At 65.8% G+C, this 13,038-nt stretch carries 12 protein-coding genes; 6 read left to right on the top strand and 6 right to left on the bottom strand.

Annotated features, from left to right (window positions below):
- Nucleotides 1–67 precede the first annotated feature (67 nt).
- Nucleotides 68–847, bottom strand: a complete 780-nt coding sequence (locus FNA67_RS17505) for a UdgX family uracil-DNA binding protein (RefSeq protein ID WP_342211036.1) — start codon at nucleotides 845–847, stop codon at nucleotides 68–70.
- A 25-nt stretch (nucleotides 848–872) separates the two neighbouring features.
- Here FNA67_RS17505 and FNA67_RS17510 point away from each other — a divergent pair, with 25 nt between their 5' ends.
- The 3 genes from FNA67_RS17510 to FNA67_RS17520 all read left to right on the top strand — a co-directional run bounded on the left by FNA67_RS17510 (nucleotide 873) and on the right by FNA67_RS17520 (nucleotide 4,458).
- On the top strand, nucleotides 873–1,826 hold the full coding sequence (locus FNA67_RS17510; RefSeq protein ID WP_147657289.1) for a ring-cleaving dioxygenase: 954 nt from the start codon (nucleotides 873–875) through the stop codon (nucleotides 1,824–1,826).
- Nucleotides 1,827–2,036: 210 nt separating this feature from the next.
- A complete protein-coding gene (locus tag FNA67_RS17515; RefSeq protein ID WP_147657291.1) occupies nucleotides 2,037–3,917 on the top strand; it encodes a sensor domain-containing diguanylate cyclase in 1,881 nt (626 codons plus the stop codon).
- A 109-nt stretch (nucleotides 3,918–4,026) separates the two neighbouring features.
- Nucleotides 4,027–4,458, top strand: coding sequence for a VOC family protein (locus FNA67_RS17520; protein ID WP_147658231.1), 432 nt, complete (start codon nucleotides 4,027–4,029; stop codon nucleotides 4,456–4,458).
- A gap of 46 nt (nucleotides 4,459–4,504) precedes the next feature.
- Here the strand turns inward: FNA67_RS17520 and FNA67_RS17525 are convergent, their stop codons facing one another.
- The 4 genes from FNA67_RS17525 to FNA67_RS17540 all read right to left on the bottom strand — a co-directional run bounded on the left by FNA67_RS17525 (nucleotide 4,505) and on the right by FNA67_RS17540 (nucleotide 8,917).
- Nucleotides 4,505–5,680: a GDSL-type esterase/lipase family protein gene (locus FNA67_RS17525; protein WP_147657294.1), complete on the bottom strand. Its 1,176-nt coding sequence runs from the start codon at nucleotides 5,678–5,680 to the stop codon at nucleotides 4,505–4,507.
- Between the two features lie 17 nt (nucleotides 5,681–5,697).
- Nucleotides 5,698–6,267, bottom strand: coding sequence for a TetR/AcrR family transcriptional regulator (locus FNA67_RS17530; RefSeq protein ID WP_147657296.1), 570 nt, complete (start codon nucleotides 6,265–6,267; stop codon nucleotides 5,698–5,700).
- A 122-nt stretch (nucleotides 6,268–6,389) separates the two neighbouring features.
- The gene (locus FNA67_RS17535; protein WP_244616381.1) at nucleotides 6,390–8,393 is read right to left on the bottom strand and encodes a vWA domain-containing protein; all 2,004 of its coding nucleotides are present in this window, start codon (nucleotides 8,391–8,393) and stop codon (nucleotides 6,390–6,392) included.
- Nucleotides 8,390–8,917, bottom strand: a complete 528-nt coding sequence (locus FNA67_RS17540; RefSeq protein WP_371874389.1) for an RNA polymerase sigma factor — start codon at nucleotides 8,915–8,917, stop codon at nucleotides 8,390–8,392. The genes FNA67_RS17535 and FNA67_RS17540 overlap by 4 nt, the downstream gene beginning before the upstream one ends.
- A gap of 131 nt (nucleotides 8,918–9,048) precedes the next feature.
- On the opposite strand from FNA67_RS17540, the gene FNA67_RS21990 reads away from it, so the two are divergent.
- Nucleotides 9,049–9,204 (top strand): hypothetical protein, encoded by a 156-nt coding sequence (locus FNA67_RS21990; RefSeq protein WP_170267350.1) that lies wholly within the window; start codon nucleotides 9,049–9,051, stop codon nucleotides 9,202–9,204.
- 251 nt (nucleotides 9,205–9,455) lie between these two features.
- Here FNA67_RS21990 and mnmA read toward each other — a convergent pair whose 3' ends face one another.
- On the bottom strand, nucleotides 9,456–10,604 hold the full coding sequence (gene mnmA, locus FNA67_RS17545; protein ID WP_174851706.1) for a tRNA 2-thiouridine(34) synthase MnmA: 1,149 nt from the start codon (nucleotides 10,602–10,604) through the stop codon (nucleotides 9,456–9,458).
- Between the two features lie 239 nt (nucleotides 10,605–10,843).
- Here mnmA and FNA67_RS17550 point away from each other — a divergent pair, with 239 nt between their 5' ends.
- Both FNA67_RS17550 and FNA67_RS17555 read left to right on the top strand, forming a co-directional pair.
- Nucleotides 10,844–12,241, top strand: coding sequence for a flagellar hook-length control protein FliK (locus FNA67_RS17550; protein ID WP_147657302.1), 1,398 nt, complete (start codon nucleotides 10,844–10,846; stop codon nucleotides 12,239–12,241).
- An 11-nt stretch (nucleotides 12,242–12,252) separates the two neighbouring features.
- The gene (locus FNA67_RS17555) at nucleotides 12,253–12,912 is read left to right on the top strand and encodes a flagellar hook assembly protein FlgD (protein ID WP_147657304.1); all 660 of its coding nucleotides are present in this window, start codon (nucleotides 12,253–12,255) and stop codon (nucleotides 12,910–12,912) included.
- Nucleotides 12,913–13,038: the final 126 nt, after the last annotated feature.

The raw sequence follows: 13,038 nt of genomic DNA on the forward strand, positions 1-13,038 counted from the left end.
GGCCCGGCACTGGCGTGCGGGCTGCTTATTAGGTTTGTGGCCGCGCCCTGTCAAGGGAAAGCCGGCACTAATGCAAAGCCAGTTTTCGCGCCGCCGTCAGATCCTCGATAAACCGCTGTCTTTCGGCCTCCGCCCGCTCCCTGTCGGGCATGCGCAGCAGGAACGAGGGGTGGATGGTGGCGATGAGTTTCGTGCCGTTTTCCAGTGCCATCGGCGTGCCGCGCAGGCTCGATATGGTGGCGTTGCGCTCGAGCAGGGCGCGCAGCGCCGTGGCCCCCAGGGCCACCACCACCTTGGGACGAACGAAACCGAGCTCGAGGCCGAGCCAGAACCGGCAGGCCTGGATTTCCCCCGCATTCGGCTTCTGGTGCAGCCGATTCTTGCCCCGCGGCGCGAACTTGAAATGCTTGACCGCATTGGTGAGGTAGATGTCCTCCCGCGCGATGCCGGCCTCCTGCAGGGCGCCCTCCAGCACCCGACCCGCCGGGCCGACGAAGGGAAGGCCTTGGAGGTCTTCCTGGTCGCCCGGCTGTTCGCCCACCAGCATCAAGGCCGCCCGCGCCGCGCCTGCCCCGAAAACCGCCTGGGTGGCATCGCGATTGAGGTCGCAGCGCCTGCAGGTCTGAACCTCCCGGCGAGCCTCGGCCAGGCTCTCGGGCGCCTCTCCTGACGCCCCTGCCGGGTTGGCGTGTCCATGCTGCTCGGCCATTGCTTTGTCTCCCGCTCCCACCAACAATGTCGCGCGAACGCAGGAGTTGCCGTGTTTCGTTCGCTTGGACGCAACAGTCAGTTGTTGCAATCGGCCTTCAGAATACCAATCGCAGTCTCTACCTTGGCGATGAGACACAACGATCCGCCCTCAGGAGGACGACATGACCTTGCAGCTTTCCGGCATCCACCACCTTACCGCCATTACCGCCCAGGCCCGCGAGAACCTCAAGTTCTATACCGAGGTCATGGGCATGCGCCTCATCAAGCGGACGGTGAACCAGGATGACACCAGCGCCTACCACCTCTTCTATGGCGATGGCGTGGCGAGCCCGGGCGCCGATCTCACCTTCTTTGATTGGCCCGTGGCCCGCGAGCGGCGCGGCACCCATTCGATCGTGCGCACCGGCCTGCGGGTGCGCAGCGAAGACGACCTGGCCTGGTGGAAGCAACATCTCAAGTCCCAGGGCATCGACAGCGGCAATATCAAGGAGCGCTTCGGCTTTCCCTCGCTCGAATTCGAGGATCCCGAAGGCCAGCGCTTCCGGCTCGTCGCCGATCCGGCGGCGGCCGAAAGCCATCCCTGGGAAAAGAGCCCTGTCCCCGCCGAACGGCAGATTCTCGGGCTCGGCCCCGTCACCATCAGCGTTCCCCAGCTCGATCGCACCGCGCGCGTCCTCACCGAGGTCATGAACATGCGCGAAACGCGCACCCATCCTGCCCGCGAGCGCACCGGGGAGGTGCACGTGTTCTCGATGGGCGAGGGCGGGGCCGCCGCCGAGCTCCATGTTGCGGTCGAACCGGACCTTTCCTTTGCCGGGCAGGGCGCCGGCGGGGCCCATCATGTCGCCTTCCGCACGCAGGACAAGGCCGGCCTCGACCAGTGGATCAGGCGCGTCACGGCGGCCGGCCTGCGTTCGAGCGGGGAAGTGGAGCGCTTCTATTTCACCTCGCTCTACTTCCGCGAACCCAACGGCGTCCTCTTCGAGATCGCCACCGACGGCCCCGGCTTTGCGGTGGACGAACCGCTCGAGACGCTGGGCGAGCACCTGTCCCTGCCCCCGTTCCTCGAACCGAACCGCGCCGCTATCGAGGCTAACCTCAAGCCCATCGACTGATCACTTCTTTGTCGAAAAGCCTGGAAGTTCCGGTCGGCAGGATTGACCGGGGCGTCCATGCTAATATCGTGATGGAAAGCCAAAAGCGTCATGGCTTCAAAGCGATATCCCGGCTCGCGGTGAACCGGGACGCATCCCGATGCATTCTATGGTGCCGGCGCCACTCCGGCAGCGTAGGGCGTGAGGAATGACGTGCCAGACAAGCAACCAATGTCCCTGACCCGGCGGACGGTCATCTACGTTATCGGTATCTGTCTCTCGCTCCTTGCGCTCGAGATCTGGCACGAATTCGATACCTATTCCGAAGAGATCGAGCAGGCCGAGACCGAAACCGCCAACCTCGCCGGCTCGCTCATCCAGCACGCCGAAGATACTTTCAACATCGCCGATGGCACGTTGGCCATCGTCGTCCAGCAACTGGGCGATGAAGGCATCACGGCCTCCGCGCTCCGCCATAGCCAGGCGATCATGGATGCGAGCCTGGAGAACGCCCGCCACTTTCGCGGCTTCTTCCTCTACGGGCCGGATGGCAAGTTCCTCACCGGTTCGCACCATTCGGGCAAGCCGGTGCCCGATGTCTCCGCGCGCCCCTATTTCACCATGCATCGGGACGATCCCAACCTGGGCGCGGTCATCGGCCGCCCCTTCCGCGGACAGGCCACCGGCGACTGGCTCATTCCCCTCTCGCGCCGCATCACCGGACCAGATGGCAGTTTCCTCGGCATCGTCCTCGCTGCCATCGACGCCACCTATTTCGCCAGTTTCTACCAGCGCTTCGATGTTGGCCGGCGCGGCTCGATCTCGCTCCTGCTGACCGACGGCACGCTGCTCTCCCGCTCCCCGTTCAATCCCGACGACGTGGGCATAGACCTTTCGAGCGCGGCCCTCTTTACCGACGCCATGCCCATGCAGGGCGCCTACCACCTGGTGTCTTCCATCGATGACACCGCCCGCATTGCCGGCTTCGCCCGCAGCCCGGAATTTCCCCTGGTTACCGTCGCCGGGGTGGCGCGCGACGATGCCCTGGCCTCCTGGTGGCGCGATGCCGCCATTCGCCTCTGCGTCATGATCGCCTTCGTGATGGCCGTGGCGCTGCTCGGGTTGCGCCTTGCCGACCAGCTGCGCCGCCGGCACAAGGCCGAAGCCCAGCTTTCCGCCCGCGAAACCGAGTTCCGCCTCATCACCGAGAGCAGCAGCGACCTCATCTCCCACATCGACAACGATGGCCGGCGCGTCTACGTGTCGCCCGCCGCTCCGCGCGTCCTGGGCTTCGAACCCGAGGAACTGCTCGGTCGCTCGGTTTTCGAGATCGCCCACCCCGATGATGTCGAAAGTCTCAAGGCAGCGGCCGACCGCATGCGGCGCGGTGAGGCCGGCGGGGAAACCCTGGCCTATCGCGCGCTCCACAAGGATGGCCACGAGATCTGGCTCGAAACGGCGCTGACCGTCGTCCCTGGCAAGGACGGTGCGCCGCCGGGCGTCATCTCGGTCACCCGTGACATCTCCGAGCGCAAGGCGCTCGAACTCCAGCTCATTGCCATGGCTCGCGTCGATGGCCTCACCGGCCTTGCCAACCGGCGTGCCTTCGATGCCGCGCTCGATGTCGAGTGGCGCCGCGCCCAGCGCGAGGGCGCGCCCCTTTCGGTGCTGCTCATCGACGTCGACCGCTTCAAGAACTTCAACGACCACTACGGCCATCTCGGCGGGGACGAGTGCCTGATCAAGATCGCCGCGGCCGTCGAAGGCGGCATCGAGCGGCCCGGAGACGTCGCCGCCCGCTATGGCGGGGAAGAGCTCGTGGTGCTGCTGCCGCAGACCGATACCCGGGGCGCCATGGTCATGGCCAACAAGCTCTGTGGACTGGTCGAAGGGCTGGGCCTCGCCCACGAGCACAACCCGCCCTGGAAGGTCGCCACGATCAGCATCGGGGCGGCCTCCGTCGTGCCGAACGAGACTTTCCCGGACCGCACCCCGCAATGGCTTCTCGGCCGCGCCGATGCGGCGCTCTACGCCGCCAAGGCCGCCGGCCGCAACCGTGCCATGTCGGCGCCGGAGCCGCCCGGGCGCAAGCTCAGCCTGGTGCGCTCCTGATCGAAAAAAATCTGCCGCGCGTTTGTCGAGCCCGGCCCAACCTGTTCGTCGTGTCATCGAGAAGTGAGAAGACTCACTCGAAAAATCAGGAGAAAACACCGTGACCAAGATGATCTTCGTGAACCTGCCCGTCGCCGACCTTACCGCCGCTACCGATTTTTACCTGGCGATCGGCTGCACCAAGAACGACCAGTTCTCCAACGAGCGGGCGTCCTGCATGGTGTGGTCGGACAGCATCTTCTTCATGCTGCTCACCCACGAATTCTACAGCACCTTCACCGACAAGCCGATCGCCGACAACGCCAAGGCCAGCGCCATGCTGCTGGCGCTCTCGCGCGACAGCCGCGCCGACGTCGATGCCATCACCGAAACGGCGGGGAAGGCCGGCGGCACCGCCGACGTGCGGCCGATCCAGGACATGGGGTTCATGTATAGCCGCACCTTCGCCGATCCGGACGGAAACGTCTTCGAGCCGATGTGGATGGACATGGCAGCCGCAGCCAACATGAGCGAGGAAGAATTCCATATGAAGGAAGCCTGATCGGGCCGAATTGGCCGGGCGAGGACACCCCTGCCCGGCCAATTCTTCAGGCCCGAAACGGTCTGCCGTCGCCGAACGCCAGATCGGCAAAGCGCTCTCCCATCAGCCGATGCGTCGCCGCATCGGGGTGAAGCCGATCGGGCAGCGGCAGCGCCTCATAGTCGGCCTCGCCATAAAGCGTTCGCCCGTCGAGATAGTGAAGGTTCGCGTCGCTCGCCGCCCGCTGCCTGACGATCCCGGCAAGCGTGTCCCGAATGACGTTGAGCGTCAGCTTGCCTGCGGCCCGTTCGGCGGCGTCGCCAGCCGCCCGGAACATCAGCCGTCCCGCCGCCAGTTCGCTCGTGTCGGTCGCACTCGGGCCCGGCGTGTCCTCGTGGATCGGGCAGAGAATCGGCGACACCACCAGCAACGGCGTGAGCGCGTGGCGCTCCCGGATGATGTCGAGGAACCCGTGCACGGCCGGCGCAAGGGCGCGCAGCCGCATGAGATCGGTATTGACCAGGTTAATGCCGAGCTTGAGGCTGATGAGGTCCGCCTCGGTCCGCGCAATGGTGCGCGCGACGAAGGGATCGAGAAGCGCGCTCCCGCCGAAGCCGAGGTTGATCAACTCCATCCCGCCCAGGCGCGCCGCGATCGCCGGCCAGGTTCCGGTCGGATGCTCGGCATTGGAGCCGTGACTGATCGAGCTGCCATGGTGCAGCCACACGCGCCCCGCCTGCCTGGCGCTCGCCTGGATCGGCGCGTCTGCCCGCAGCCCCACCAGTTCCGTGGTCTCGTTGTGCGGCAGCCAGATCTCGATTTCCTTATCCTCGGTCCCCAGCCCATCGAAGCGCAAGGTCGCGGCCGTGCCCGTCTCGTGGCTGGCCGACCCCGTGCTCATGTCGATGCGCAGGACATCCCCGCCCACGGCGCGTGCCTGCGCCCGCAGCGCGTCATCCACGCACAGGTCATAGACCCCGTCCGGCCGCGGCGGCGCGCCGACATAGATCCTCTTGGTCGGGATGGTATCGAGCTCAATGGTGCGCGCCCTGGTGCGGAACGCCAGCCGTACGCCCGCCGGCTGCGCCTCGGCCATAGTCATCTGCGCGTCCGCGCCCTGTGCCCGCGCCCAGCCCGGCAGGCGATGCGGCAGCAACCCGCGGCTGGTCGCTTCGAGTTCGAGCGCACCGCGCACGATATCGGGCGTGATCGTCCTTGCGATCAGGTGGTCGGAATTGTCCATGATGTGGTCTTTCGTGGTCAGGCCCGCGGCCAGTGCCTCAGCATCTCGTCGAGCGCATCGAGCATGCGCACCCACGACTGTTCGGATTCGGGCTCGCTGTGGCTGAAGCTGCCGGCCGACTCGAGGGTCGTGAACCCCAGGAAGGCGCTCCCGAGCATCCGCACCGCATGCGTCTGGTCGGGTTCGCCCAGCTCATAGCCGCGCAGCACGGCCCGCATCAGTTGCGCCAGCTTGACGCCCGCGCTCCCCGCCGCGGTCTCGGCATCCAGCCGGAACTGCGTGGCCGCAAAGAGCCCCGGGTGCTCCCGGGCGAAGTCGCGATGCACGTTCGCAAGCGCCACCAGCGCCTGCTTGCCCGCGCGCCCGGCCACCGCTTCGGAGGCCTTTTCGGCGAGGTCGGCGAGCGCCAGCAGCGCAATGCGCGTCTTGAGGTCGTTCGAGCTTTCCAGGTGCGAATAAAGGCTCGCCACCTGCACGTCGAAGGCGCGCGCCAATGCCGAAATCGTCACCTGCTCGAAGCCGATCTCATCGGCCATGCGCGCCGCCGCCGTCACCAGCTTCTCGGCAGTCAGTCCCGCCCGTGCCATAGTCTTTCAGCCAAATTCCAATATCATTCTGCCAATTACCTAATACTATTAGTTTTGGATTGCAAGAGGCCACCGCCGCGATCTCCCGCGGCGGTGGCCTCTTGCGCCAGAAATCGAAAAAGCTACTTCGCGTCCGGCTTGAGTGCCGCGGCCGTATCGACCAATTGCACGAACTCGGCCCGATACCCGTCCTCGTCCGTACCGCGTGCCCCTTGCGCCAGCGCCTTGATCGCCGCCCAGCTCATCTCGCCTCCATAGTTGGAGCCCTTGAGCCTCTGCCCGAAAGCGGCGACCGCAGTCGAGAACCGCGCGTCGCTCGAGGCCCTGGCGATATCGTCCACCGCCATGGCGCGTGTGATTGGCGTCTCGATCAGCGTGCTCGTGTCCGAGCCCGGCAGTTTGTAGCGCATCTTGAGGAACGCGATTTCGTCGCCCGCCGGCACCTGGACGCCCTGCCCCTGCTGCTGGTAGCGCAGCGGATCGATCAGTTCGGCGCCCGATCCGGTCGGGGTGATCTCGTAAAGCGCCGTCACCGTCGTGCCCGCCCCCACGTCGCCCGCGTCGACCTTGTCGTTGTTGAAGTCCTCGCGATTGAGCGCCCGCGTCTCGTAGCCGATCAGTCGATATTCCGAGACGAAAGACGGGTTGAACTCCACCTGGATCTTGACGTCCTGCGCGATGGTTTCGAGCGTGCCGCCGATCTCCTTGACCAGCACCTTCTGCGCTTCGCGGAAGCTGTCGATATAGCTGGCGTTGCCGTTCCCGTTCTGGGCCAGGCTCTGCATGGTCGCATCATCGAGATTGCCCTGCCCGAAGCCGAGCACCGAGAGCGAGACGCCTCCCGCCCGCTTGTCCTTGATGAAGCTCTTGAGCGCCTCGGGATCCGAGATCCCCACGTTGAAGTCCCCGTCCGTGGCCAGGATCACCCGGTTGGTCCCATTGGCGAGCTTGTTCTCCTCGGCCAGCCGATAGGCCAGTTCGATCCCCTCGGCCCCTGCGGTCGAACCGCCCGCCTCCAGATTGTCGAGTGCCGCCAGGATCCGCGCCTTCTGGTCGGCATGGGTCGGCTCCAGCACCACTCCGGCCGAGCCGGCATAGGCCACGATCGAAACCGTGTCGGCGGCCGAAAGCTGGTCGACCAGCAGCGCAAAGGCGCGCTTGAGCAGCGGCAGCTTGTCGGCCTCGTCCATCGATCCCGACGTATCGATGAGAAAGACCAGGTTGTTCGGCTTGCGCTCCCCTGCCGGTGGCTCGTACCCCTTGATGCCGATATGGACCAGTTGCGTCTTGGGGTTCCAGGGCGTCGGATAGACCTCGACGGCGGGCTTGAACGGCTCGCTCGAGCTTGCCGCTGCCGGATAGTCGTAAGGGAAATAGTTGATCAGTTCCTCGATCCGCACCGCATCCGGCGCGGGCACGAAACCCTCGCCCAGCATGCGCCGGACATAGGAATAGGAGGCCGTGTCGACGTCGATCGAGAATGTCGAAACCGGCGCTTCCGATACCGCCTTGACCGGGCTCTCGTCGAATTTGGTGAACGTGTCCCCGCTTTCTTGCCGGTTGCCCAGCATGGCCGGGGCCCCTGCGGTCATGGGGCTCGGCGCCATCTCGGTCAGCATCTGCGGCGCGGCCGCGGCCATTGGCGCGGCCATGCTGTCGGCGGCGATCTCGGCCTCGGGTTCGGGAGACACGGGCGCATTGGCCACGCGCTCTTGCGCCACCAGCCCCTCTGTCGCGGGCTTGGCGGCCTCTGCCGGCTGGCTTTGCGCCACCGCAACGGGTGGAGGCGCGGCCTCCCGGCTGGTGACGGCGGCGGGCGGGGTCATCGACGTGCTCGAATAGAGCTGGAGCCCGAGCGGAAAGAGCAGGAGAGCGACGGCGGCCGTGCCGATGGGAATGCGGTAGTCCATGATCCAAGTCCTCTTGCTTGCGAAGATGGACTTGAGACGCCCGGCCCAGCGCGAACCTTGGGCCTGCCCTTGCGTTTTTTTGCTTTCCCCGGCCTGCGCCGCCTCGAACGCCGTCATTGCCGCCGCCATGGCGCGGCGCCGTGCCGCCTCGTCGGGGGCCGGCGTCTGGATGTTTCTCAGCTTGCCGAGCTGATCGTCTTTCATGTCATCGCTCATAAAAGCCCCCTCAGGGTCTTTTTCGCCTCATGGATGTGCCAGGAAACGGTCGCTTCCTTGCAGCCCAGGATTTCTCCGGCCTGCCGGTGGCTCATGTCTTCGGCATAGACCAGCAGCACCGCATCGCGCTGCTGGTCGGGCAGCGCCCGCACCGCGGTCCACAATTCTCCGGCGGCCGTCGCCTCTTCCTGTTCGGCCGGCGCGTCCTCGGGCGAAACCAGCGCCAGCGCGTCGGCGCGCCGCCCCTGCCGTACGCGGGCGCGCTGCATGTCGCGCACCGCATTGAGCGTGACCCGGTAGAGCCAGCTCGAAAATGCCGATCGCCCGTCGAAGCTGCGCAGCGACGTTGCCAGCTTTACGCACACGTCCTGCGCCACGTCCTCGGCGTCCGCCCCATTGCCGCACCATTTGTAGGCGGTGCGATAGATGAGGTCGTAATGGCCCTCGACGATGGCCCCGAACGCTTCGCCATCGCCGTTGACGGCGCGCTTGATAAGCTCGCTGGTTTGCGCCGTTGCGTCCAAGTCCACTTCCAGCTCTTTCCGCCGAACCTGCCTCTTGTCGCGGATAGGACGCCGCGCTGGCAACATTCCTTTGGGTGCTGGACAGGAATTTTTCTTCGGTCTAGGACCGATCCAACGAAAGGCGGCAGGCAATGGCGGAAATCGACAAGACTCGGCAGCGGATCATCATCGCCGCCATGGTGGTGCTGGCGCTCGTGCTCGCCGGCATGACCATCTACAACACCTTCGCCACGCGTGCCGAAAACGCCGCCACCGACACGCCGGCGCCCGCCGCCACATCCAACTAGCGCAGGTCCGGTCAGCTCTCGGGGAAACGTTTCTACCGGCGGGAGTTATGAGATTTTGGGGGCTCGCCCCCGCCGGCAGAACATCAGCGCGTCACACGCCGATAGGTCATGACTTGCGGGGGAAGCGCCAATGGCGCTCGCCGCGCGATGACAATGTGGGATATTCCCATAAAAGCCGGTTTTGAGCAATGATGTCCGGCACGCCGCGATGCAAATCGCGCGTTAGCGTAAATATCGGTTTGGCCTCAGTGCTATGCGACCAGCGCCTGCGGCACCGCTTCGGCGATGAACCCGCCACCGAGCACTTCGGTCGTGGCGCCTTCATCCGCGTAGAATACGCAGGCCTGCCCCGGCGAGATGCCGTATTCGCCGGTAAGGAGGGTAACGAACACCTCGCCCTCCGAGACGAACAGCACACCCTCCTGCGGCGCCCGCGTCGAGCGCACCTTGGCCTGCACCGGCAGCCCGTTGCCTGCTGCGGCGGCCTCGATGGCTCCGGCGCCCAGCCAGTTGACGTCCCGCAGCTTGACGGTATGCGTCTTGAGCGCCTCGCGCGGCCCCACGATCACCCGGCCACTCTTGTGGTCAAGCTTGACCACGTAGAGCGGCTCGGCCGCCGCCACGCCGAGCCCCTTACGCTGCCCGATCGTGTAGTTGATGATGCCCTCGTGCCGGCCGAGCACGCGCCCGTCCATGTGCACGATCTCCCCGCCCGCCAGGGCTTCGGGGTGCATCTTGCGGATGATGTCGGTGTACTTGCCCTGGGGCACGAAGCAGATGTCCTGGCTGTCGTGCTTGTCGGCGATCTCGAGCCCGAATTCGCGCGCCAGCGCCCGCACCTCGGGCTTGGTCATGCCGCCCAGCGGGAAACGCAGGAAATCGAGCTGCTCGCGCGTGGTGGCGAAGAGGAAATAGGTCTGGTCACGGTCCGCATCGACCGGGCGCTTGAGATGGCGCTGCCCGTCCTCGCCCAACACGCTCTGCACGTAATGGCCGGTCGCCAGCACGTCCGCCCCCAGGTCCTGGGCCACGGCCAGCAGGTCCACGAACTTGACCGACTGGTTGCACGCAATGCAGGGCACCGGCGTCTCGCCCTGCCGATAGGCATTGGCGAACGGCTCCATCACCGCATTCTTGAAGCGCTCTTCATAGTCCAGCACGTAATGCGGAATGCCCAGCATCGCCGCCACGCGCCGCGCGTCGTGAATGTCCTGGCCCGCGCAGCACGCACCCTTCCGGTGCGTGGCTTCGCCATGGTCGTAAAGCTGCAGGGTAACGCCCACCACGTCATAGCCCTGGCGGGCAAGCAGTCCGGCCACAACCGAACTGTCCACGCCCCCGGACATGGCCACGACGACGCGCGTGTCCTCAGGGCGCTTGGCAATATCAAGCGAGTTCAACATCTCTTCTCTCATCCGGTTGGGTTCAAGGGCCAGCGGATCGCCGCCTTCTACTGGTTTTCCGCCCGCCCGGCAACGCACGACCCGGCAGCTTTTGCCGACCAGCAGCTTCTCGCCCCGCCACCCGACCAAGCGAGACTTACTAACGCTTTGAATTCACGAATGAAAATCTGACAGACTCAAGTTGGCAAAGCCCTTGCATCTGCATCGGGAGAGTTTCGTTTCAAAGGCATAGGTCCGTGTCAGCCATCCCGACGATCAGCCCCGTTCCCCCGGTCGCGCCCAAGCCGGCCGCGACCCCGGCCGAACCCAAGACCAAGTCCCGCAACGATTTTGCCGACCTGCTGAACAACCAGCCGGCCCAGGACACCAAGGCTCCCGCAGCCGACCCCGCCCAGACCGCGGCCGCTTCCGGCGACAGCACCGCAGCCGTCGACACGACTGCCGCGACCGAAGACGACAAGAATGCCGCCAAGGACCCCGGCAAGACCCTGCTCGATGACCTGCTGGACGCCCTGACCAAACTCGACGCGGCCCTCCAGGGCGACCAGCCCGTCGATCCCGCGCTGGTCGATAACGTCAACGGCGCCCTCTCGGCCTTCGCCAACTACCTGGGCATCGACATTTCGAACATCGATCCCTCGTCCCTGCCCACCGAAGGCGGCAGCAAGGCCATCGATCCGACCTCCCTGCTCGGCCAGCTGACGCAGAAGGCCGGCGACCTCTCCAAGCTTCTCGGGGACACGTCCGAGCTCGCCGGCAAGCTCGACGCCCTGACCCAGAAGCTCCAGTCGAACGGCCTCTCAAGCGAGACCCTCGCCAAGCTCGGCTTCGCGCTGGAGCCCGAACCGCTGCCCGCGCCCGAACTGGCGACGCCCGCGCTCAAGGTTCCCGAGACGAGCACCATCACAAAGACCGCCGAGGCCAGTGCCAAGCCGGCCGAAATCGCTCCCGCCAAGGCCCCCGAGCAGGCACCCGCTCCCAGCGCCACCGAAGCGCATCGCAAAACCGAAAAATCCCCCGATCCGGGCGCCGACGTCGCCGTCAAGAAGGTGGATGACAAGCCCAAGGCCGAAACGCACGCCGCCGCCAAGGTGGACGCCGATGCCGATCCGCAGCCGGCGCAGCTCCCCGGCACCTCGGCCGTGGCCAAGCTCGAAGTCGTGGGCGGCGTCCGCGCCGTGCAAGCCGCCTACCAGGCCGCCCCGACCCAGGTGAACGTGCCCCAGCTCGCCTTCGATATCGTCCGGCACGTCCAGGCGGGCAATTCCAAGTTCCACGTCCGCCTCGATCCGCCTGAGCTCGGCCGGATCGACGTGCGCATGGATGTCGACAAGTCCGGCAACGTCACCACGCGCCTGACCGTGGAGAAGTCCGAAACCCTCGATCTGCTCCAGCGCGACCAGCGCAGCCTGGAAAAGGCGCTCGCCCAGGCGGGCCTCGAAGGCAGCAAGACCAATCTCGAATTCTCGCTGCGCCAGAATCCCTCGTCCCATCGCGACCAGCAGGGTGATGGCGGCGGCTCCCCGTTTGCATCGGGCCCCGGCACCGCTGCCAATGACGATGCGGCCGAGACCGCCACCGTCACCCAGTACCGCGGCACCGCCTCTGCGAGCGGCCTCAACCTCTTCGTCTAGGAGACTTCCTCATGTCCGTCAGCGGCGTTGCCAACAACACCTCGACCAACACCACCTCGCTCACCGGCTCCGGCGCGACCATTGCGGGCAATTTCGACACGTTCCTGCAGATCCTGACGACCCAGCTCAAGAACCAGAACCCGCTCGATCCGCTCGATACCAACCAGTTCACCGCCCAGCTCGTGCAGTTCTCGGGTGTCGAGCAGCAGCTCAAGACCAATTCCTACCTTGAAGCCCTGCTCAACGTGAACGCCACGACCACGGGCACTCAGGCCATGAGCCTGATCGGCAAGCAGGTCACGGCCGAAACTGTCGCCTCCGAATTGCGCGACGGCAAGGCGAGCTGGGTTCTGGACGCCGATTCCCGGGCCGCCAGCGCCAAGATCCAGGTCAAGGACAGCAGCGGCAACGTCGTCTACTCCACCGAGACCTCGCTCGAGGCCGGCGAGAACAGCTTCGTCTGGGACGGCAAGGGCGACGATGGCCAGGTGCGCCCGGATGGCGTCTATTCCATCGCGATCTCGGCGACCAATGCCGCCGGCGGCACGGTTGGCGTCACCTCGCAGATGGCCGGCAAGGTCGATGGCGTCGACCTCTCGGGCGCCCAGCCCTACCTCCTGGTCGGCAAGGCCCGCTTCAGCCTGGGCAGCGTGACCTCGATCCGCGCCTGAGGCCAGACCCTAGCGTGGGTGCCGGCAGGACCGGCGCCCACCAAAGCTTTGCCATCCAGTTCTTCAAATCCCTCAATATCTTAACTGGTTGTAAGTTTCCCCTTAGTCAAATTTTAAGCGCAACGG

The sequence above is a fragment of the Youhaiella tibetensis genome (genome assembly GCF_008000755.1).
Taxonomy (GTDB): Bacteria; Pseudomonadota; Alphaproteobacteria; order Rhizobiales; family Devosiaceae; genus Paradevosia; species Paradevosia tibetensis.